Source organism: Crenothrix polyspora, assembly GCF_900163755.1.
Lineage (GTDB): Bacteria > Pseudomonadota > Gammaproteobacteria > Methylococcales > Methylomonadaceae > Crenothrix > Crenothrix polyspora.
Map to the genome: position 1 here is coordinate 1 of NZ_FUKI01000098.1, position 22,829 is coordinate 22,829.

Below are 22,829 nucleotides of genomic sequence, written 5' to 3' on the forward strand. Positions count from 1 at the left end.
ATTGGCGTAATTTGCCAATCGCAGCAGCTGCATGAGATTCCCCGCACTTTTAATCACACCCAACTGCGATATTGTTCAGGGTTACTATTTTAGTAAACCCTTATCGGTTAAAGATTTTAATGACTGGGTGGTACAATCAAAACAAATAATGACTACCCGCTTAATACAGGAAAAAATGTAATACGGCTGGTGTGGGGTTGGGGTAACGCGAGGAACCCCAACACATGATGCACCACATTGCCCGGCTTCGTTACCTCACCCCAACTTACAAAACGTGTTCTAACTTAAACAGGTAGCTGTAAAATAAGAAACGCTGGCGGCGTGAATTACCTCAACAATCAAACATCGCCTTTTTGCGGATGCTGTCGCTGATCGGGACTTTGTAACTTATTCAACGCATTAATATACGCTTTAGCAGAAGCAATCACAATATCGGTATCTGCTCCCAAGCCATTAACAATACGCCCTGCTTTTTCAAGACGCACGGTAACCTCACCCTGGGAATCAGTACCATTAGTGATGTTATTAACCGAATACAGTTCTAAAACCGCATTGGACATCACCAGTTTTTCAATGGCTTTTAAGCTGGCATCTACCGCACCACCACCGCCTGCATTACCAGTAAGCTCCTGATTATTAATCCGTAACGTTACTTTTGCATTGGGTATTTCACCCGTTTCTGAGCAAACTTTTAACGCAATAAGCTTGATGTATTCATCTTCGGCTTCAAATCCTGCTTCTAAAATCAACATCTGTAAATCTTCATCAAAAATTTCGTGTTTTTTATCGGCCAATTGCTTAAAGCGCGAGAAGGCATCATTTAATTCGGCTTCAGAGGCAAACTCAAAACCCAGTTCTATCACACGGCTTTTAAAAGCGTTACGACCAGAATGCTTGCCTAATACCATGCGATTTGCCGACCAACCCACATCTTCAGCCCGCATGATTTCGTAAGTCTCGCGGCTTTTTAACACGCCATCTTGGTGAATACCTGCCTCATGGGCGAAGGCATTGGCACCGACAATCGCTTTGTTGGGCTGTACCGGAAAACCAGTGATCGACGAAACCAGCTTGGAACAGGTCAAAATTTCCCGTGTATCAATGCGGGTTTGGCAATCAAAGACATCATGGCGAGTACGCACGGCCATCACTATTTCTTCTAACGAAGCGTTACCAGCACGTTCACCCAGGCCGTTGATAGTACATTCCACTTGCCGCGCGCCGTTCATTACCGCCGCCAAGGAATTGGCCACCGCAAGACCTAAATCATTATGGCAATGCACCGAAAAAATCGCCTTATCCGCATTAGGAATGCGCTGGATTAAATTGGCAATAGTCGCGCCAAACTGCTGCGGCACGCTATAACCCACGGTATCCGGTATGTTGAGCGTTCTAGCGCCAGCATTAATCACCGCTTCCAAAATACGGCACAAGAAATCTTCATCAGAACGTCCCGCATCTTCCGGTGAAAATTCCACATCATCGGTGTACTGCCGCGCGCGTTTTACCGCTCGCACCGCATGTTCAATCACTTGTTCCGGTGTCATCTGCAATTTCATTTGCATGTGTATCGGCGAAGTGGCAATAAAAGTATGGATACGCGATTGCTTAGCGCCTTTCAATGCTTCACCAGCACGGTCGATGTCTTTATCTAAAGCTCTGGCCAAACCACACACGGTGCTGTCTTTTATAACGTTAGCCACTGCCTGTACCGATTCAAAATCACCAGGACTTGCCGCAGGAAAACCAGCTTCGATAATATCCACACGCAAGCGTTCCAACGCCCGTGCTATTCGGACTTTTTCATCACGGGTCATCGACGCGCCAGGGCTTTGCTCACCATCGCGCAAGGTGGTATCAAATATAATTAATTTGTCTTTCATAAAAACGCCATTCAGGGAAAACACGCCACACTCAGTGAGGCATGTATAAAATTAAGGTAGGTTTGGATGTGTTTAATAACAAAGATGTATGCCCCTTAGGGCAGAAATCTTAAAGACAGGAATGCAGCGCCACAAAAACAAATGTTTGCGGCGGCGCTAAAAGCAGATACAGAAGTTATATTATATTCAACCATCACAAGACTATACGCCAATCAAAGTAGGCACTCAAGCAGATTTTACGGCTTATTCGCTTGCATTCTGCGTTTACGGCGACGCATTACCAAGGTAATTACCGGCCCTGACACTGCATAAGCTAAAAATAACAGAAATAGCATGGTCTGCGGTTGCGCCATAATAAAAGCAATGCTTAGCATAACCGAAATAGCGACAAAAAAAGGTACTTTGCCTTTAAGATCAATTTCTTTAAAACTAGAGTAGCGAAAGTTACTCACCATAAGTAAACCGGTACTCATGGTTAACAGTACGGCTATATAGCTTAACGATTCGGGGTTATAACCACGATCTAAACAAAACCAGATAAACCCCGCCAAAACTGCCGCTGCCGCAGGGCTGGGTAAGCCCTGAAAATAACGTTTGTCTGCTGTGCCCACTTGAGTATTAAACCGTGCCAAGCGTAATGCACCGCCTGCGGTATGTACAAAAGCAGCAAATAATCCTAGCTTGCCTAAACTGAAAAATGCCCATAAATACATCACTAAACCCGGTGCTACACCAAATGACACCATGTCAGATAGACTGTCGTACTGCACGCCAAACTCACTTTGGGTATTGGTTAATCTGGCAACACGCCCGTCTAAGCCATCTAATATCATAGCAACAAAAATGGCGATGGCAGCCGTTTCAAAGCGCCCGCCCATTGCCGAAATTATCGCGTAAAAACCTGAAAACAAGGCACCGGTGGTAATCAAATTGGGTAATAAATAAATGCCTCGACGGCGAATAGAACGTTTTTCTGTTGTCATAACTGTTTCCTGTCATCCTTGTGCTTAATGCGTTAACGTTGGTAAACGAGGTCACTGCCTTTGAATTATACAATATTTAAGATTAGCCGCAGCATTCAACTTCCCTAAACAGGAAAATAGAGTTATATTTTTTAGCGCACAAAAAAGGCAGCCTATAGCTGCCTTTTTTATCACTGCTGATAACGCTTAAGACAGTTTTTCTTTAATACGTGCCGCTCTACCTGTCAAATCACGCAGGTAATACAACTTGGCGCGACGAACATCGCCACGACGTTTAACGATAATTTCACTGATAATAGGGCTGTGTGTTTGGAAAACACGCTCAACACCGGTGCCATGAGAAATTTTTCTAACGGTAAAAGCCGAATTTAAGCCACGGTTACGCTTAGCGATAACAATGCCTTCAAACGCCTGAATTCTTTCGCGCTCGCCTTCTTTTACTCTAACCTGTACCACAACAGTATCACCTGGACTAAATTCAGGAATTTGTCTTAACTGTTCGTTTTCCAATTCATCAATAATATTACTCATTACCACACCCTAGTTAACTTCAACTTTAAACTGTTTGAGCAGACGCTGTTGTTCTGCACTTAAATTCTTTTTTTCCAGCAAATCCGGCCGTCTTTGCCAGGTTCTGCCTAAGGCTTGCTGCATACGCCAACTGGCAATTTCGGCATGATTGCCGCCGAGCAGCACCTTGGGCACATCTAAATCTTGCAGACTCTCTGGCCGCGTATAATGCGGACAATCCAATAAACCATCACTGTGCGAATCTTGGTTGGCCGATTCTTCATCACCCAACACACCGGGCAATAATCGCGTTACGGCATCAATAACGACTAATGCTGCCAATTCACCACCGCTGATAACATAATCACCCATCGACCATTCTTCATCACAATCCAGTGTAACAAAACGTTCGTCAATGCCTTCATAACGCCCTGCTACCAAAATCAGCTGACCTAGCGCACAGGCATTCGCCAACAAAGCCTGGGTAATCACCTTACCTTGTGGACTCAAATAAACAACTTTAGTTAATTCACCCGCACCGTGCTTTGCAGCCTCAACTGCATCATGCAAAGGCTGATATTTCATCACCATACCAGGACCACCGCCATAAGGCCGATCATCCACAGTTTTATGTCGGTCGTGGGTATAATCTCTGGGATTCCAGGTTGACACGCTAACAATCCCGCGCTCTATGGCGCGACCTGTTACCCCGTGTACCACAGCGGACGAAATCATGTCGGGAAACAAGCTGATAACGTCAAAACGCAGCGCGGTCACTAAAAATCAAGCTCCCAATCAACCACCATTAAACCGGCTGCCAGATCAATACTGATAATAGTTTGACCTTGCAAGAACGGAATGGCACGATCTCTGTCACCTTTAACGATAACAACATCGTTAGCGCCCGTTTCCATCAGGCTGTCGACAATACCGAAGTTATTCCCTTGCGTATTTTCAACCCGCAAACCAACCAGGTCAAACCAGTAATACTCATTGCCAGCCACCTTAGGTAATCGGTTTTGCTCAACCAGAATATCCCAACCTGCCAAAGTAGCAGCAACATCTCGGTCGGAAATACCTTCAATTTCAGCAACAATAGCTTTACCCTGAACCCTGCCACCCAGTACTTTAACACGCTGAGTCTCAGTGCCTTTTTGCAGCGTCCACGGCGAGTACTTGATAATATTGTCAGTCGGTTCAGTAAAAGAATACACTTTGACCCAACCTTTAATACCAAAAACGCCAGAAATTTTCCCAACGTTAATCAGTTTTTCCGTAGTCAAAAGTTACGCAGCAGCCTTCAGCGCGTCTTTAATCAATTTTGCAACGCGTTCAGATGGCTGAGCGCCGGTTGCTTTCCAATAGTCAACGCGGGCGCTGTCTAAACGCAATCTTTCTTCATTGCCGCGTGCTAAAGGATTAAAAAATCCAACACGTTCAATATAACGACCATCGCGTGAACTTCTGCTATCGGTTACTACAACGTGGTAAAAAGGGCGATTTTTAGCGCCGCCTCTTGAAAGACGAATGGTTACCATTCTTAATTCCTCAAAATCATTTAGTCATTGTTAATCCACCTATTGTACGCGATTTTTTGCATAAGTGAAAAACAAAATAAAACTACCGGTAATCTAGCGTCGCATACCGCCACGTATATTGCCTTTCATACCGCGCAACATATTGGCCATATTGCCGCCTTTTATTTTTTTCATCATTTTTTGCATCATCAGATATTGCTTGAGTATGCGATTAACATCTTGTAATTGTTGGCCAGCACCATCGGCAATACGTTGCTTACGCGTACCTTTAATCAAATCAGGGTGCTTGCGCTCTTGTTCCGTCATCGAACAAATGACGGCCACTTGGCGCGAAATCTCTCTGTCATTGATTTTAGCTTTCATTTCTGGAGTAATTTTACCCAGTCCTGGCAACTTATCGATCATGGAGCTGACACCGCCCATTTCCTGCATTTGCTGCAATTGCTCACGAAAATCGTTCATATCAAAAGGTTTGCCCTTTTGCATTTTCTTGGCAAACTTTGCTGCGCGTTCTTTGTCGACATTTTGCTCAATCTGCTCAATCAAGCTGAGCATATCGCCCATACCCAAAATACGCGAAGCCAAGCGATCTGGATGGAATGGCTCTAAGGCATCGGTTTTTTCGCCCGACCCCATAAACTTAATCGGCTTGCCAGTGATATGACGTATCGATAACGCCGCCCCACCACGCGCATCACCGTCGGTCTTGGTGAGGATAACACCGGTTAATGGCAACGCATCGTTAAAGGCTTTGGCAGTAATCGCCGCATCTTGTCCGGTCATGCTATCGACCACAAACAAGGTTTCGATAGGATTGATGGCGGCATGTAAGGCTTTAATTTCGCCCATCATTTCATCATCAATGTGCAATCGGCCAGCGGTATCAATAATGATGACATCGAGGAATTTCTTTTTTGCCGCTTCTATGGCATTTTTAGCAATGTCTATAGGACTTTGGCTGATGTCGCTGTCATAAAAATCAACACCGATTTCTTCTGCCAATACCTGCAATTGCTTGATAGCCGCAGGACGGTACACGTCGACACTGACCACACCAACTTTCTTTTTTTGATTTTGTTTAAGCCAGCGCCCCAGTTTAGCAACCGTGGTGGTTTTACCCGCGCCTTGTAAACCGGCCATTAAAATAACGACTGGCGGTACTGCTCTGAAATTTAAGGTTTCATTGGCAGCCCCCATCACCTTAACCAGCTCAGCCTGAACCAGTTTAATCATAGCTTGTCCTGGCGACAGACTGCTTTGCACATCTTGACCCAGTGCGCCCGCCTTCACTTGTTCAATAAAGTCGTTAACTACCGACAAAGCCACGTCGGCCTCAAGCAAGGCCATACGGACTTCACGCAGGGTGTCCTTAATATTGTCCTCAGTCAGTCGGCCCTGGCCCTTCAGTTTTTTAAGGGTACCACTTAATCGATTACTTAAATTATCAAACATATCTAGGTCTGTATTATTACGCCAAAGGAAACCGTGCCAGCACAAATGCACTAGGACTATTGTGAGGCTTAGTTTAACATACTAGGTAAAACCTTTGCACTCGCTGTGAGGCCAGTCATCACCTTAAAAGACTCACTGTCACAATCGAGCGAGCAAACTGTTTATAATTAATAGGCGCGGCTGTGATTAATCCTCAAATAAAAACCTCATGATCATTTTGATACTTGGCCTCATCGCCATCATGGCTTATCTTGGCGAAACCGGCTTGATTATTCGGCGATTTTACCAAAACAGCAACGCAAAAACCCCGTATTTAGCTTGGCTAGCAGTGAGCACACATTTGTCGTCCATCGCTCTGAGTGTGCAACACCATAATGCGTTTAATTTTGGCTTTTTTACCATTGGCTCACTGATTGCTTTAATGGCCAGCATGTTACTGCTGATGACCTCGCTGAACAAACCCGTGGTTCAACTGGGTATTGTGTTATTTCCCCTGACCGGATTAATGTTAGCGCTGGCGATGATTATCCCTCAACAAACCCATCGCTTGCTTGCCAGTAACTGGCAAATGAACACCCATATTTTAAGCTCGGTGATTGCGTTTGGCTTGTTAAACATTGCTGCTTTACAAGCTATTTTGTTGTACATCCAAAATCAGCAACTGAAAAGCCATCCACCCAAGCGTTTTATTCAAAAATTGCCTTCTTTGCAAACCATGGAAGTGTTGCTGTTTCAAATGCTGGGTGCGGGGATATTTTTTCTCACCGTCTCGTTAGGCAGTGGTTTTTTGTTTATTGAAGACTTGTTCGCACAGCATTTGGTACACAAAACCGTGCTGTCGATACTGGCGTGGTTTATATTTTCTGGCTTATTAGTCGGCAGAAGCCGTTACGGCTGGCGCGGTAAAACCGCTATTCAATGGACGCTGATTGGCTTTGTCGCTTTGTTATTGGCTTATTTTGGCAGCAAACTCGTGTTGGAACTGATTTTACAACGACAATAACGCTAGGGTAGTTTTTCGCGACAGCAAACCACTACAGCGAACACAGCACAGCTTATTGGAAGAAATTCTTTTTGAAAATCCGCGAAATAGTCAATATTAATACGATAGGTAGTCGCTGTTGGTTTATTGCAAACCATGTTAATCAGCGCATTAGTGTTGAAGTTATCAGGAATACACTGGCTGCCATCCTACTAAAACCCGTAAGCTTAAGGCTTGGCGGGTTTTTTGTTGCCTATTGATATGTAATGGTATTCTTTTATTCCCCTTTAAAACTTTAGACCAACCCCATGACCGCCCTACAAACCCTGCTTTCAGCCTACCGCAATGCCGCCCAAACCCACCGCGAAAAAGGTACGTATTTTGAAGACCTAATTTGCACTTATTTACGTAATGAGGCCAGTTATAAGGATTTGTACAGCCAAGTGTGGGTTTATGCGGATTGGGCGCGTGAGCAAGACTTAGATGCCCGTGATACTGGCATCGATTTGGTGGCCAAAACAGCGGGAACCGACGAATTCCACGCTATACAATGTAAATTTTATGCTGAGGATTACCGAATCCAAAAAAGCGATATTGACAGCTTTTTTACCGCGTCGGGTAAAAAGCCATTTACGCACCGGATTATTATTAGCACTACCAACAATTGGAGCGAACACGCCGAAGACGCGCTACAAGATCAACAGCCGCCAGTCAGCAAGATTGATTTAAATGATTTGGAAAACAGCCAAATTGATTGGGCGAGTTACCAACCTTATCAACCCACGGTACTGAAGGCAAAGAAACAGTTACGCGACCACCAAACCGCCGCCTTGAATGGTGTGGAATTGGGTTTAGAAAATGCTGAGCGCGGAAAGCTGATTATGGCCTGTGGCACGGGCAAAACCTTTACCAGCCTTAAGATTGCCGAAAAACTCGCCGGTAAAGGCAAACGCGTGTTGTTTTTAGTGCCGTCGTTGTCTTTGTTATCACAGACTTTGACCGAATGGACGCAAGAGACTGCCACGCCGTTGCACAGCTTTGCCGTGTGTTCGGATAGCGATGTCGGCAAGAAGCGCAAAAAAGACGATGACATCGTACAAACCTTCACCCATGAGTTGCGCTACCCCGCCACCACTAACGCGGCACGGCTGGCAGAAGCAATGGCCAAACGCTACGACCTGCGCCACATGAACGTGGTGTTTTCCACCTACCATTCCATTGAGGTGATTAGCAACGCCCAAATACACCATGCTATGGCTGATTTTGACCTGATCATTTGTGACGAAGCGCACCGTACCACCGGCGCAACCTTTGACGATGCTGACGAATCCATGTTTGTTAAAGTCCACGATGCTGATTTTATCAAGTCCGCCAAACGCCTGTACATGACCGCCACCCCCAGAATTTATGGCGATATGGCCAAGGCGACCGCAGAAAAAGACAACGTGGCTTTATGCTCGATGGATGATGAAACGCTGTTCGGGCAAGAGCTGTATGTGATTAGCTTTTCCGAGGCGGTAAAGCGGGAATTGTTGGTGGATTATAAAGTGATCGTGTTGGCGATAGATGAAGCGCACGTTAGCCAAAAGCTGCAAAAGTTGCTGGCGGATGAAAACAACCAGCTTAAAGTGGATGATGCCGCCAAGATTATCGGTTGCTGGAAGGCGTTATCCAAACAAGGCTCAGCGCAAGATTTAAGCGATGATGCCAACCCCATGCGCCGTGCCGTAGCGTTTTGCCAAGTCATAGAACCTGCAAACAATCCCAGAACCCATAAAGTCAGTTCCAAAAATATTGCCAGCATGTTTCAGGCCGTGGTGGAGGCGTATCGGGAAGAGGAGCTTAAAGACGACCGCAACACACAACCCGCGCTTAGCCTGGAATGTGAGGCCGCGCATATCGACGGCAGCATGAATGCCAGCGAAAAAGAAGCCAAGCTGACGTGGCTAAAAGCCGAAACACCGGATAACACTTGCCGCGTTTTAAGCAATGTCCGTTGTTTATCCGAAGGTGTGGATGTTCCGGCTTTGGATGCGGTGCTGTTTTTAACACCGCGTAATTCTCAGGTGGATGTGGTGCAATCGGTGGGGCGGGTAATGCGTTTGGCGGCTGGCAAAAAGCGCGGTTATATTGTGTTGCCGGTGGTTATCCCCGCTGGCATGGAACCGCATAAGGCACTGGATGACAACAAGACCTACAAAGTCGTCTGGCAAGTGCTACAAGCTTTACGCGCCCATGATGACCGCTTTGATGCCATGATTAACAAGCTGGATTTAATCGGTAAAGACACCAGCAAAATGGAAGTGATTGCCATTACTGACAAAATCAGCCGTAAAAGCAAACGGGAAGCCGGTAAAAAAGACACGGGCAAAGGTGAGTTTGGCATTGGCAAAAAGGTTAAAAAAGACTACGGCCCCGAACCGGAGAAAGTGGAAATCCCGTTTGAAATTGACGACATCCAACGCGCCATTTATGCCAAGGTGGTGAAAAAATGCGGCAACCGTGGCCATTGGGAAGATTGGGCGAACGACATTGCCAAAATTGCCCGCACCCATATCACCCGCATTCAGGCGATTTTAGATACGCCCACCAATACCGAAGAAATCGCCGCCTTTAATGCCTTTGCCAAGGAATTACGCGACGATCTGAACAATGCTATTACCGATAATGAAATTGTCGAAATGTTGGCACAGCACCTGATTACCAAGCCGGTGTTTGATGCGCTGTTTCAAGATTACAGCTTTGCCCAACACAACCCGATGTCGCTAGCCATGCAAGACATTTTGGACAAGTTGCAGGAACATCATATCGACAAAGAAGCCGATACCCTGCAACGCTTTTATGACAGCGTAAAAATGCGTGCTGAAGGCATCGACAACGCGGCTGGCAAACAAAAGATTGTGGTGGAGCTGTACGATAAGTTTTTCCGTAATGCCTTTCCGCGTATGACCGAGAAATTGGGCATTGTTTATACGCCGGTGGAAGTGGTGGATTTTATTATCCACAGCGTGAATGACGCGCTACAAAACGAGTTTGGCCAAACTTTGGGTGATAAAAACGTTCACATTATTGATCCGTTTACCGGAACCGGCACGTTTATTACTCGTTTGCTGCAAAGCGGTTTAATCAGCCCCGCGCAACTGCCTTACAAGTACCAAAACGAGATTCATGCCAACGAGATTGTGTTGCTGGCCTATTACATTGCCGCGATTAATATTGAAGCGGTGTATCACGAATTGGTGGGTGGTGCGTACCAGCCTTTTAATGGCATTTGTTTAACCGATACATTCCAGTTGTATGAAAAAGACGATTTGGTTAGCCAGATTTTGGTGGACAACAGCGCACGGCGTACCAAGCAAAAAGCTTTGGATATTCGGGTGATTATTGGTAATCCACCGTATTCAACAGGGCAGGACAGCGCGAATGACAACAATGCCAACGTGACGTATGAATCTTTGGACGGCAAAATCCGCTCAACCTATGCCGCAAATTCCACCGCCACCAACAAAAACGCTCTATACGATTCCTATATACGGGCGATTCGGTGGGCAAGTGATCGCGTGGGTGATAGCGGTATCATTGGCTTTGTCACCAATGCGGGTTTTATTGAAGCCAATACCGCCGACGGTTTACGCAAGTGCTTAGCCGATGAATTTAGCAGTATTTATATTTTTCATTTACGTGGTAATCAACGCACATCAGGCGAATTATCACGCAGAGAAGGCGGTAAAATTTTTGGCAGTGGCAGCCGCGCACCAATTGCCATTACCATTTATATCAAAAATCCCAACGCAACAGAAAACGGCAAAATCTACTTTCACGATATTGGCGACTATTTAACCCAAACACAGAAACTGGAAAAAATAAGCGACCTAAAAGGCATTAACGGTATTACAGCAGCGGATGGCTGGCAAAAAATAATTCCCGACCAACATAATGATTGGTTAAATCAGCGTGATGACAGTTTTAGCGGTTTTATTGTACTGGGGGATAAAAAAGGGAATTCCATCAAACTATTTGAAAATTTTTCGCAGGGCATTGGTACTAGTCGAGATGCGTGGTGTTACAACGCCAGCAAAACTACTGTAGCAAGGAACATGAAACGAATGATTGATTTCTACAATAGCGAATTATCAAGATTTAATGCTATACATGGAGTTCAAACTCGAAAAGTTCGTGAATCGTTAGCAGAAGGATTTATAAATACTAATTCAACGCAAATCAGTTGGTCAAGCAGCCTAATACTAGACTTTATAAGTGGGAAAAATGGCAAATATGACTCCCAATATATTACTCAGAGTTTATATAGACCATTTACAAAACAATCGTTATATTTTGACGGTATGTTCAATCATCGTGTAGGACAAATGCTAAGCATTTTTCCAAATTCAAATGTAGAAAATAAAGCTAATGTAGTAATCGTTCTTCCGAATAAAGGCGAAGACCGTCAATTTTCAGTTATAGCCAGCAAAGTTATTCCTGATATGCATGCTATACATGGTGGTCAGTGTTTCCCTCTGAATCTGTACGAACCCACACTTGACGCTGAACAGCCCAATGGAAAAACAAAACAAGCCGACCTATTCGGTAACGATGACATCGGGCAAAATGTTGATGTTTTTGAACAAGCCGCAAATCAGCCCCGCTATACCGTTAAAGATGGCATTACCGATGCCGGTTTAGCGCACTTTCAAACCGCCTACCCAAACGAAACCCTCAACAAAGAAGACCTGTTTTATTACATCTACGGCTTGCTGCATTCAGAAGACTACAAAACCCGCTATGCCGATAACCTGACCAAAGAATTACCGCGCATACCCTGCGTAATACAAGCGGCGGATTTTTGGGCATTCAGCAAAGCAGGTCGCGCCTTAGCCGAATGGCACATCAACTATGAAACCGTTGTTCCGTATCCCGTCACCTTCGATTGCGGCAAAACCAAATTTGGTGATTTAAAAGACGCGGATTTTTACGTCACCAAAATGAAGTTTGCCGACAAAAACGACAAATCCACCGTGGTTTACAACCACAAAATTACCCTAAAAGACATTCCATTGGTGGCTTATGAGTACGTGGTAAACGGCAAACCCGCACTGGAATGGGTAATGGAACGGCAAGGCGTAAGCACCCACAAAGACAGCGGCATCGTGAACAATGCCAACGATTGGGCAATAGAAACCATGAAAAATGCCCGTTATCCGTTGGAATTGTTTCAGCGAGTGATTACGGTAAGTTTGGAGACTATGAAGATTGTTAATGCCTTGCCACCCTTAGATATTACGGTCTAACCGGCTAAATAAACTACAATATCTCCTTACATTTCAATATTTCCATAGTAATTATAATAATTTTATTATATGATTTTCTCCCTATTCGACTACACTTCTGAAAATGGTAACAACGAAATTAAGGAGTGGACGAACGGATTACAAAAAACAGATCGGGCAAAGCTAAATGCAAAACTCGACATGCTGACATCTAAAGGCCACGAACTATTTCCACACGTACTGACCGACACACCTACGCCAGGCATCCAAAAGCTTAGGGTAAAAGGCAAAGTTCAGCTTAGGCCAATGTTATGCAAAGGCCCGATTGATAACGAAAAAGAGTACACCTTACTGATAGGTGTAACCGAACGTGATTCTAAATTTGTACCTGATAAAGCAGATCAAACCGCGAACCAACGTAAACAAATAATTAAAAACAATCCTACGAGGAGATGTCCCAATGAAAGAATTAGTTAAAACACTGGTATCTGAATTTGGTGATAAAGAATACGCCCATGCTTATATGGAAGAATTTTCCAATATGGCTATCGCTGCACAAATAAAAGCATTACGCGAACAACGCAACTGGACACAACATCAACTTGCACAAGCCGCCAATATGAAGCAAGAACGCATTTCTGCACTTGAAGATGTTGATTACGATGCGTGGACAATCAAAACCCTACGCAAACTCGCCAAGGCTTTTGATTTGACAGTGAAAGTATCTTTTGAAAAATTTAGTACCGGCATCTTAGATATACCCAAAATGGATCAGCAATCTCTAAAACGCACATCACGGACAGAAGATTTAATAGCGTTTTCTCAAAACGGATATGGGCATGGCGAAGCGCCATTGTGGGGCAATCCAGTAAAAACTGGGCAATCCACTGTTAATGTAACCTATTGTGATTTTTCTAAAAAAGCAGCATGAATCACGTAGCATTAAAAAACGCGATAAATAACTTATCGATAGCGATGATCTATGTGCGCACTACAACTGCCTACTTGCACAATGAATTTGATCCTTTAGTTCCCAATCAAGAACTTATAGCGCAATTCAATATTGCCGCCCAATCTTATCGCATTAAAGAATTTCAAGATGGAGCAACTGACAATAACCGTAAAGTTTTAGTCTACCAAACTGAAGCACGTATGCGTTATTTAAAAACCCCAATACCAGAGCCTTTAGAAAGTGAGGAACAATTGAATAGTCTCACGGTTGCTGAAATAGTCACTGTCTTCACGTCCGAATATATTATTAATTGCTCTGAAGAATTAGCTCAAGATTCAATCACTGAATTTGGCCGAATAAATGTACTTCATCAGGTATGGCCTTATTGGAGAGAATATTGTCAATCAACCTGTATTCGCATGTCGCTCCCAGTGTCTATAATGCCTATGTATGTAATAAACAAAGAAATAGAAAAATCGAAGGCAGATATTCCAAGTTGTGTAGTGTAATTGATGTTTCTACGCTAAAATTCAGCGTATCGTAGATTGTAAATAAAACCAGCCTCAAAGACGCGGATTTTTACGTCGCCAAAATGTTGTTGCCGACAAAACCGACAAATCCACTGTGGTTTATAACCACAAAATCACCATCAAAGACATTCCCTTGGCAGCTTATGAATACGTGGTCAACGGCAAACCCGCGCTGGAATGGGTAAGGGAACGGCAAGACGTAAGCACCCACAAAGACAGTGGCATAACCAACGATGCCAACGGCTGGGCAATAGAAACCATGAAAAATGCGCGTTATCCGTTACTGTGTTTCAACAGACGATTACCGTCAGCTTGGAGACTATGGAAATTATTAATGTTTTGCTTAAATTAGCTGAATCCACCCATGACAAACTTCAAAATAGCGCAATTTATACGTCACTTAACACACATTATTTTGGCACTAAGCCTAGCTGGCTGCAGTCAAAGAATAGATGATACCGAAACACAGGGTAGCGATATTTCGGTAAACCAAGCGCCAGTAAAGAATAACACTATCGTTCTTAATACCACCCAAACTGAAGATGTACGATCTTACCAGCACGGCATAGATTTTGTGCCGTTAGCCGACGGAAACTATTACTTAACGTGGGCCAGCTCTGGCAATCCGCCTACAGGTGCACAGCCTAATGGCAGTTGGCCACACGATATTTATTATGCCAAAATTAACCCTAAAAATCCTGTAATCACACCTATTACACTGATTGCCAATCCGGAAGCACAAGAACCTGTTAGCACCGCTATTACTTCTGACGGTCATATCATGATCACAATGGAAGACGGTTGGCACACAGATAACCAAGTTGCTCAGCGATACGGTGTTTATAATAGCGATTTTAGTCCGGTATTAGCTTACCCACATATGGCTTTTGATGGCGGTCACTCCGGCCACGTCGCCGCTGTTGATAATCGCTTCGTTATGTTTTATTGCGATGACTGGGTAGAAGGCGGTGGTGTCGATAACCTAGGTTCTGGCAATGATGTTAAAGCTCATATTTACAGTGCTACCGGTGTATTGGAGAGTCGATTAAATATTGCAGTTGGCGATACAACACGCGACTGGTGGCCATTGGTTGCTGGATCAAAAACCCGTGCCGCGCTTGTCTGGCAGCGTTATGTTGATAACCAAACCTACAGCGACTTGATGGTATCTATTGTTGATGTTAAAAGCAAAAAAACCATTTTAAAGCCATTAAAAATTGAGTCAGCAATTAAGTATTATACCTATAGCGTCACCTATTTGCCGTCAATTGAGCGTTTTTTGATACTCGGTGCTTATCATACGGGAGGCGGATTCGCTTATTTATTAGATCAAGATGGTAATATCATGTCCAGCAACAAAGTATTACCCGCGATTATTCGCGAATCGCAATCGATTGCGTGGGAGCAACCTGATACTGTTAAGGTAATACAACCAACAGCACCCAGCGGGTTAATGGTACTGTCAATGACAGCATCGACAATTACTTTAAAAAATCCTATTGCAGATGATTATCAATGGCATTATTCGGGGACTGATGGTATTTTTATTGATGCTAATACCGTGTATATTGTCTCCACATCGCCTTCAGGATTAGTCGAAAAAACATTTCATATTTCTGACCTGTAGCGCATTATGCGATGACACAATTGCATTTTAGTTACCATAAAAATAAAATTTCTACATATTTCATGGCGCTGCAAATATTGTCATAAGACAGTAAGCGTGGCACAAAATCCTACCCTTTGACAACCACTTCAAGAAGTTAAATGCGCTAATACACTTAGAAAAGTGATTTTAACAAGGTTATTTTTTTCGATAGCAGTATTATTTTTAAACCCATTACCAACGCAATAGAGACAAGACAACTTCTGGCTACTGTTTCCAATATGGAAACAATGTATCTTCAATTGACACCATTGTCATTCAATAAAGAACAAACTATAGTTAAGCTGTATTCAACGAATACACTATACTCCTTAATTTAATTGACCAGCAAGGCTATAAACCATGAATGATTTTTATAAAGATGCAGTAATTGGCGTGATGTTCACTATCGGTGTGGTAGGTTTTATTTCCGGTGAATTTATTGTTTCTACCGTGTTGTTTGGCGCAGCGGCTATTTTCAGTAATGTCGAAATGAGCCGTAGATTAAACGCTACTGTAGGCAGCAACGGATGATGCTCATCTCATCCCCGCAAGTAACGCCCATTACACGTAATTAATGGGCGTTTTTTCATCTCTCGTCAACGCAAGCTTACAATTTAGCTAAAACCTCAGCCACCGTTGCGCCCATAGCAGCCGGGGTTGGGCAGATAATCACTCCCAAATCCCTCAGTCTTGCTACTTTTTCTGCCGCACCTTCACTCGCTGATGAAATAATGGCACCGGCATGCCCCATGCGACGACCTTCTGGCGCGGTTAAACCTGCAATGTAAGCAATAACCGGTTTCTTCATATTTTCGTTGGCAAATACACCGGCATCCACTTCTTGTGGACCACCAATTTCACCAATCATCACCACCACTTTGGTGTCTGGATCACGCTCGAATTTTTCTAAGATAACCCAATGAGCGCTACCGTTAATCGGATCACCGCCTATACCTACCGAGGTACTGACACCAATGCCCAACGCCTTCATTTGTGCGGCGGCTTCATAACCTAAAGTCCCAGAGCGCCCGACAATACCAACATTGCCCGGCATATAAATATGGCCAGGCATAATGCCAAGCATGGCACGTCCTGGACTGATAGTACCCGCACAGTTGGGGCCGGTCAGAATCATGCGCTGGTCCTCTGGGAAACGGCGCAGAAAATTTTTCACCGTCATCATATCTTGTGTCGGCACACCGTCAGTAATCGCTACACAGTATTTAATACCGGCTTCGGCGGCTTCCATAATGGAGTCTGCCGCAAACGCAGGTGGTACAAAAATAATACTGGCTTCCGCGCCCACTTGTTGCACGGCTTCTTTAACGGTGTTAAAAACCGGCAAGCCTAAATGCTTTTGGCCACCTTTGCCGGGAGTAATACCGCCCACGACATGAGAGCCGTAATTAATCATGTCCTGAGCGTGAAAAGTACCGATTTTGCCGGTAAAGCCCTGCACTATGATACGTGTTGTTTGATCAATTAAAATAGCCATTTAGTTCTCCTGCGCCGCTTCTTTAGCCACTTGTTCATTGCGTGCCTGTACCGCTTTTTCGGCAGCTTCTGCCAAGGTGTCAGCAGTAATAATCGGCAAACCGCTTTCGGCAATAATCCGGCGACCTTCTTCTACATTAGTACCCGACAAGCGCACGATGAGCGGGACTGTCATATCAATTTTTCTGACCGCCTGCACCACACCTTCAGCAATCCAGTCGCAGCGATTGATACCGGCGAAAATATTGACTAACATGGCTTTAACATTCTTATCTGCTAACACCAAACGGAAGGCTTTTTCGGTACGCTCTGCCGATGCACCGCCGCCCACATCCAGGAAATTAGCCGGTTCACCGCCCGCCAGTTTAATCATATCCATTGTGGCCATAGCCAAACCTGCGCCGTTAATCATACAGCCAATATCGCCATCCAGGCCGACATAGCTTAAACCCCGATCAGCCGCCGCCATTTCGCGCGGGTCTTCCTGGGTTTTGTCACGCAATTCAGAGATTTTTGTTTGACGGAACAAAGCATTGTCATCAAAGCTCATTTTGGCATCCAGTGCAATAAGCTCACCACCTGTGGTGATCACCAATGGATTGATTTCCAACATGCTGCAATCTAATTCACGCAGGGCACGGTAACAGCCCTTAATGGTTTTGACCGCATGGCTCATGACTTCAGAATCGATACCAAGAGCAAAAGCCATTTCCCGTGCCTGAAAGTCCAGCAAACCGACCGCAGGTTCTATATAAATCTTAATAATCGCTTCAGGATTATTCTCGGCCAGATCTTCAATTTCCATGCCGCCTTGTGCGGAACCGACCATAACCACACGTTCAGAGCTGCGATCTACCAATAAACAAAAATACAATTCTTTGGCAATATCGGTACCGGCTTCCACATATAAACGCCCACATACTTTACCGGCAGATCCTGTTTGGTGCGTCACCAAGCGTCTACCTAGCATGTGTTCGGCTGCATCGGACACTTCATCGTGGGTTGTGCAGATTTTAATACCACCCGCCTTGCCGCGTGCGCCGGAATGAATTTGGGCTTTAACTGCCCACACATGACCACCAATGTCTCTGGCGCGTTGTACAGCATCTTCAGGGCTATAGGCCAAGCCGCCTTCGGCGATTTTTACGCCATAACCGCTCAAAATTTCTTTCGCTTGATACTCGTGAATATCCACAGCTCTCTCTCGTTTAATGTCTGTTATTTGGTTTTTGCAGCAATGGCTTCTGCTGCTCTTACTACGTTACTGGCCATTTTTTCTGAGGCCGCATCAATCAAGCGACCATCCAGCGCCGCAGCGCCTTTGCCTTGTGCCGCCGCTTCCTGCAAAGCCACCAGGATACGTTTGGCTTTTTCAACTTCAGCCGCCGGCGGGGTAAACACTTCGTTAGCCAATTCAACCTGGCTAGGATGAATCGCCCATTTACCTTCACAGCCTAAAGCGGCTGCACGCTTTGCCGCCAGTTTAAAACCTTCTGGATCTTTAAAATCACCAAATGGCCCATCAATAGGCCGTAAACCGAAAGCACGGCACGCCACTGTCATCCGGCTGATCGCTGCATGCCATTGGTCGCCTGGGTAATCGGGATTTAAACCACCAATATTGGTAGTACGAGCACGGTTGCTGGCGGCATAATCAGCTACGCCAAAATGCAGGGCTTCCAAACGGCCACTAGCACCGTTGCGGGCGATGTCTTCAACATTGGCCATACCTAAAGCGGTTTCAATCAAGGCCTCGATGCCGATCTTGTTTTTTAAGCCTTGCTGCATTTCCAATTGATTGAGCATGGCTTCCACCATATACACATCCGCATACACACCGACTTTAGGGAGCAGGATAGTATCCAGCTTTGCGCCGCATTGTTCGACCAAGTCAACCACATCACGCACCATGTACTGGGTGTCCAGGCCATTGATACGCACGGAAATGGTCACGCCGTGGCCTTTCCAGTCCATGTCGTTAATGGCTTCAATAATGTTTTTTCGGGCGCGTAACTTGTCGTCGGGGGCTACCGCATCTTCCAAATCCAGGAAGATAAAGTCGGCACCACTTTTCATGGCTTTTTCAAACATATCAGGGTTTGATCCCGGAACGGCTAATTCACAGCGCTGTACGCGTTGCACAGACGTTGTGTATAAGGTGTGACTCATTATAAATTCCTAACAATAGTTTTGGGGTGTGGGGTTTAAGCGACTCACAGAATTAAACATACCGGATACCTTACGCAAGGCACATAAAAACAATAAGACCCAGTGAGGTTTTTTAAAGCCTTGTAGGCTTGTCCGACTTTAAAAAAATATCGTTCTTCTTAAAAATCGCCTTATCTTAAGATCAATCATCCATTTCAATTGAACTCAGACAGCAAATTAACCCACCATTTTACTTTTAGGAAAAACAAAGTCAATTTTTACCGTTTACAATGATTGCTGATTACTAGCAGATATGGCATGATTAGCCCATTTTTAACGTCGTTTTAACGTTAAACTCCGTTTTTCACTCACCTTGTATTTAACAAAAACCATCAACTAAGAGGCACACATGGCTGGTCGTAACCACCTATATATCCCAGGTCCTACTAACGTTCCTAATGAAGTTTTAAACGCAATGCACGTTACTATGGAAGATCACCGTTCACCGGCGTTTCCTAAGTTACTAAAACCGCTGTTAGAAGATCTGAAAAAAATCTTCAAGACTGAAACCGGACAATGTTTTATCTTTCCTGCAACCGGTACCGCAGGCTGGGAAGTGGCGCTAACCAATACCTTAAATCCTGGCGATAAAGTGTTAATTTACCGTTTTGGCCAGTTCAGCCATTTGTGGGCAGAAATGGGCAAACGCTTGGGTTTCGACGTTGAAATTCATCAAGTTGCCTGGGGCAAAGGCATTCCGTTAGACCATCTGGAAGCGCGTTTAAAAGAAGACGGCACACACACTATTAAAGCGGTATTAGCCACCCATAACGAAACCGCAACCGGTGTTACCAGCGATATTGCCGGTGTACGCAAGGCGATGAATGCAGCCAGTCACCCTGCTCTGTTATTTGTGGACGGTGTGAGTTCCATTGCCAGCCTGGATTTCCGCATGGATGAATGGGGCGTAGACGGCGCAATCAGTGGCTCACAAAAAGGCTTTATGATGCCAGCAGGCGGCGCATTTTTAGCCTTTAGCCAAAAAGCGCTGGCATTGGTTGATACCTGCACCTATCCACGGTGTTTTTTAGATCTGAAAGATCAGATGAATAATAACAAAGATGGCTACACGCCTTATACACCGGCATTGCCAATTTTATATGGTTTGCGTAAAGCACTGGATTTATTGCTGGAAGAAGGCATGGAAAATGTTTACGCCAGACATTTCCGTTTAGCCGAAGGCACACGTAAAGCGGTGGCTGCCTGGGGTTTAAAGTTATGCGCTCAACCAGGTTTTGAATCCAATACCGTGACTGCGGTTATGGTGCCAGAAGACAAAGATGCACGTACGGTTATTGCTACTGCGTTTAGCAAATACAATATGTCTTTGGGTGGCGGTTTGTCTGAGCTGTTAGGCAAAGCCTTCCGTATCGGCCATGTCGGCGATATGAATGATGTGTCCATGCTAGGCGCAATTGCTGGTGTAGAAATGGCCTTACTCGATAATGGTTTTGACATTAAACCCGGCAGTGGCGTGGCGGCGGCGATTGAATATTACCGCTCTACCGCGCAATAGTCTGCTTTAAAACCGAGACAGTAGGGATGCAAACTTTGTATCCCTGCTGTAAGCCCCTGCAGGAATCTGCCATGAATAAACCCAAACTTGTAATAACCCGAAAATGGCCAAAAAGCGTTGAAGATCAGCTCAGCGCGCTTTACGATGTTCAGCTGAATGCAACTGACATCCCCATGATGGACGCTGAACTCAAACACGCACTGCAAACCGCCGATGCTTTACTACCGACAGTAACAGATAAAATCACTGCCGACATCATTAACGTGCCCAACAAACGCGCCAAAATCATTGGCAACTTTGGCGTAGGTTATAACAATATTGATGTTGCCGCCGCTAAGGAACAAGGTTTAATTGTAACCAACACCCCGCATGTATTGACCGACTGTACGGCGGATATCGCCATGTTGTTACTACTGATGTCGGCACGACGCGCCGCCGAAGGCAGCCGCATGATACAAAATCAGCAATGGCCGGGTTGGTGTCCTACACAATTGGTTGGCCAGAAAGTCACCGGTAAAACCCTGGGGCTAATTGGTTTTGGTCGTATTGCCCAAGCAATGGCCAAGAAAGCGCATTTTGGTTTTGACATGACTATTTTGTTCTATGCACCTTCTGCACCGGCGCAAGACAGTATTGATAATTTGCAGGCCACACGCTGTAACACGATTGAAGAATTATTGGCAATATCCGATTTTGTATCTTTGCATTGCCCTGGCGGCGTTACCACACAACATCTTATCAACGAACAACGCCTTAAATTAATGCGCCCTACCGCACATCTTATTAATACAGCGCGTGGTGATGTGGTAGATAGCAAAGCATTAATCAAAGCATTAAAACACCACTGGATAGCCGGCGCAGGCCTGGATGTATTCGAAAATGAACCTCATATCGATCCCGCGTTCTTAAATCTTGATAATGTCACGCTGTTGCCGCATTTGGGCAGTGCAACTGAAGAAACCCGCGTTGCAATGGGTGAGCGAGTTTTGCAAAATATTAATGCGTTTTTTACAAATAAAGAACCTGGCGATAGAGTGGTTTAAACTTTACAGCACCAAATTATTGGGCAAGCCTGTGTCAAAATCGGGTATGTCATTCGATTTCAAGGTTTTGATCGACCTCATCCAAAACTTTATCATAAACTTCGCGCAACTTAAGGCTACAGCCTATACTTTCCAGCGTTACAGTAGCTTCAATATCCACGGCTTCCGTCAATATCCAGACATCGCCCTGCCGCACGTAACGCTCAACACTAAACTGATCTTGTGTCACCAACACATATTCACAAAGACTGGCAATCTTACGGTAATGCGCAAACTTACCACCTCGATCATACGCTTCGGTAGAGGGCGATAACACTTCAATCAACAGCGTTGGATTTAGTAAAGTATCAACATGAGCATCTTCAAATTCTGGCGTACCACAGACAATAGCAATATCCGGATAATGGTAACTACGCGCTTTAGCCGCTTTCACACGCATATCAGCTATGTAAGCTTCGCAAGGGCGATTTTTAAGCTGTAAACCAAGCTCTCGTGCAATATTGAAAGCAATCAAATTATGCGTGCGACTTGCTCCGGTCATAGCAAAAATTTCACCATCGTGGAATTCGCTTTTATACAGTGTATTGCGCTCCAGAGTTAAATATTCTTCAGCAGTGCAATGGATTTTCTTAAATACAGTAGACACGATTCACCTCAAAATTTAGTGTACCTTTAAATCGACAGCATCCTACAACACCGCTACCGGTAAGTAAAATAATTTTTAAATAACAATAAGATAAGGCGTATTTCTCACGATTGCAGACTAATTATAAAATCAAAATTTTCACAATAACTTTGATTGCCAGAAACTTTTGGTTGCCTG

The 22,829-nt window shown here is 44.7% G+C and carries 20 protein-coding genes and 1 pseudogene; 10 read left to right on the forward strand and 11 right to left on the reverse strand.

Going from position 1 to position 22,829, the window contains the following annotated elements; translation table 11 throughout:
- Nucleotides 1–338: 338 nt before the first annotated feature.
- From CRENPOLYSF2_RS06885 to ffh, 7 genes are all read right to left on the reverse strand, one after another.
- Nucleotides 339–1,883, reverse strand: coding sequence for a 2-isopropylmalate synthase (locus tag CRENPOLYSF2_RS06885; protein WP_087143218.1), 1,545 nt, complete (start codon nucleotides 1,881–1,883; stop codon nucleotides 339–341).
- Nucleotides 1,884–2,119: 236 nt separating this feature from the next.
- Complete coding sequence (gene pssA, locus CRENPOLYSF2_RS06890) at nucleotides 2,120–2,866, reverse strand: CDP-diacylglycerol--serine O-phosphatidyltransferase (protein WP_087143219.1); 747 nt, start codon at nucleotides 2,864–2,866, stop codon at nucleotides 2,120–2,122.
- Nucleotides 2,867–3,052: 186 nt separating this feature from the next.
- Entirely contained in the window at nucleotides 3,053–3,397 is a 345-nt protein-coding gene (gene rplS / locus CRENPOLYSF2_RS06895; RefSeq protein ID WP_087143220.1) for a 50S ribosomal protein L19, read from the reverse strand.
- A gap of 9 nt (nucleotides 3,398–3,406) precedes the next feature.
- Complete coding sequence (trmD, locus tag CRENPOLYSF2_RS06900; protein WP_087143275.1) at nucleotides 3,407–4,144, reverse strand: tRNA (guanosine(37)-N1)-methyltransferase TrmD; 738 nt, start codon at nucleotides 4,142–4,144, stop codon at nucleotides 3,407–3,409.
- 8 nt (nucleotides 4,145–4,152) lie between these two features.
- Nucleotides 4,153–4,659 (reverse strand): ribosome maturation factor RimM, encoded by a 507-nt coding sequence (gene rimM, locus CRENPOLYSF2_RS06905; protein WP_087143221.1) that lies wholly within the window; start codon nucleotides 4,657–4,659, stop codon nucleotides 4,153–4,155.
- A gap of 3 nt (nucleotides 4,660–4,662) precedes the next feature.
- Complete coding sequence (rpsP, locus tag CRENPOLYSF2_RS06910) at nucleotides 4,663–4,914, reverse strand: 30S ribosomal protein S16 (RefSeq protein ID WP_087143222.1); 252 nt, start codon at nucleotides 4,912–4,914, stop codon at nucleotides 4,663–4,665.
- Between the two features lie 93 nt (nucleotides 4,915–5,007).
- Complete coding sequence (gene ffh / locus CRENPOLYSF2_RS06915; protein ID WP_087143223.1) at nucleotides 5,008–6,366, reverse strand: signal recognition particle protein; 1,359 nt, start codon at nucleotides 6,364–6,366, stop codon at nucleotides 5,008–5,010.
- A gap of 208 nt (nucleotides 6,367–6,574) precedes the next feature.
- On the opposite strand from ffh, the gene CRENPOLYSF2_RS06920 reads away from it, so the two are divergent.
- From CRENPOLYSF2_RS06920 to CRENPOLYSF2_RS18805, 8 genes and pseudogenes are all read left to right on the forward strand, one after another.
- Complete coding sequence (locus CRENPOLYSF2_RS06920; RefSeq protein ID WP_087143224.1) at nucleotides 6,575–7,369, forward strand: cytochrome C assembly family protein; 795 nt, start codon at nucleotides 6,575–6,577, stop codon at nucleotides 7,367–7,369.
- A 287-nt stretch (nucleotides 7,370–7,656) separates the two neighbouring features.
- Nucleotides 7,657–12,636, forward strand: a complete 4,980-nt coding sequence (locus tag CRENPOLYSF2_RS06925; RefSeq protein WP_087143225.1) for a DEAD/DEAH box helicase — start codon at nucleotides 7,657–7,659, stop codon at nucleotides 12,634–12,636.
- A gap of 180 nt (nucleotides 12,637–12,816) precedes the next feature.
- A complete protein-coding gene (locus CRENPOLYSF2_RS06930) occupies nucleotides 12,817–13,092 on the forward strand; it encodes a hypothetical protein (protein ID WP_176371057.1) in 276 nt (91 codons plus the stop codon).
- Entirely contained in the window at nucleotides 13,076–13,546 is a 471-nt protein-coding gene (locus CRENPOLYSF2_RS06935; RefSeq protein WP_087143227.1) for a helix-turn-helix transcriptional regulator, read from the forward strand. The genes CRENPOLYSF2_RS06930 and CRENPOLYSF2_RS06935 overlap by 17 nt, the downstream gene beginning before the upstream one ends.
- Nucleotides 13,543–14,076 carry a hypothetical protein gene (locus CRENPOLYSF2_RS06940; RefSeq protein ID WP_087143228.1) on the forward strand — a complete coding sequence of 178 codons (534 nt, stop codon included), beginning with the start codon at nucleotides 13,543–13,545 and terminating at the stop codon, nucleotides 14,074–14,076. The genes CRENPOLYSF2_RS06935 and CRENPOLYSF2_RS06940 overlap by 4 nt, the downstream gene beginning before the upstream one ends.
- A gap of 97 nt (nucleotides 14,077–14,173) precedes the next feature.
- Nucleotides 14,174–14,449, forward strand: a pseudogene (locus CRENPOLYSF2_RS06945) (type ISP restriction/modification enzyme); the annotation flags it as partial.
- A gap of 12 nt (nucleotides 14,450–14,461) precedes the next feature.
- The gene (locus CRENPOLYSF2_RS06950) at nucleotides 14,462–15,724 is read left to right on the forward strand and encodes a hypothetical protein (RefSeq protein WP_140396822.1); all 1,263 of its coding nucleotides are present in this window, start codon (nucleotides 14,462–14,464) and stop codon (nucleotides 15,722–15,724) included.
- A 381-nt stretch (nucleotides 15,725–16,105) separates the two neighbouring features.
- Complete coding sequence (locus CRENPOLYSF2_RS18805) at nucleotides 16,106–16,276, forward strand: hypothetical protein (protein WP_176371058.1); 171 nt, start codon at nucleotides 16,106–16,108, stop codon at nucleotides 16,274–16,276.
- Between the two features lie 76 nt (nucleotides 16,277–16,352).
- Here CRENPOLYSF2_RS18805 and sucD read toward each other — a convergent pair whose 3' ends face one another.
- Genes sucD through CRENPOLYSF2_RS06965 form a run of 3 tightly spaced genes read right to left on the reverse strand, consistent with a single transcriptional unit; the run spans nucleotide 16,353 to nucleotide 19,408 of the window.
- Nucleotides 16,353–17,240: a succinate--CoA ligase subunit alpha gene (sucD, locus tag CRENPOLYSF2_RS06955; protein ID WP_087143230.1), complete on the reverse strand. Its 888-nt coding sequence runs from the start codon at nucleotides 17,238–17,240 to the stop codon at nucleotides 16,353–16,355.
- Nucleotides 17,241–18,434, reverse strand: coding sequence for a malate--CoA ligase subunit beta (locus tag CRENPOLYSF2_RS06960; protein ID WP_087143231.1), 1,194 nt, complete (start codon nucleotides 18,432–18,434; stop codon nucleotides 17,241–17,243).
- Between the two features lie 23 nt (nucleotides 18,435–18,457).
- Nucleotides 18,458–19,408 (reverse strand): HpcH/HpaI aldolase/citrate lyase family protein, encoded by a 951-nt coding sequence (locus CRENPOLYSF2_RS06965; protein ID WP_087143232.1) that lies wholly within the window; start codon nucleotides 19,406–19,408, stop codon nucleotides 18,458–18,460.
- Between the two features lie 388 nt (nucleotides 19,409–19,796).
- Between CRENPOLYSF2_RS06965 and CRENPOLYSF2_RS06970 the strand changes: the two genes are divergently transcribed.
- A complete protein-coding gene (locus CRENPOLYSF2_RS06970; RefSeq protein WP_087143233.1) occupies nucleotides 19,797–20,963 on the forward strand; it encodes an aminotransferase class V-fold PLP-dependent enzyme in 1,167 nt (388 codons plus the stop codon).
- A 71-nt stretch (nucleotides 20,964–21,034) separates the two neighbouring features.
- Nucleotides 21,035–22,006: a 2-hydroxyacid dehydrogenase gene (locus CRENPOLYSF2_RS06975; protein ID WP_087143276.1), complete on the forward strand. Its 972-nt coding sequence runs from the start codon at nucleotides 21,035–21,037 to the stop codon at nucleotides 22,004–22,006.
- 49 nt (nucleotides 22,007–22,055) lie between these two features.
- Here the strand turns inward: CRENPOLYSF2_RS06975 and CRENPOLYSF2_RS06980 are convergent, their stop codons facing one another.
- Nucleotides 22,056–22,652, reverse strand: coding sequence for a Uma2 family endonuclease (locus CRENPOLYSF2_RS06980; protein WP_087143234.1), 597 nt, complete (start codon nucleotides 22,650–22,652; stop codon nucleotides 22,056–22,058).
- Nucleotides 22,653–22,829: the final 177 nt, after the last annotated feature.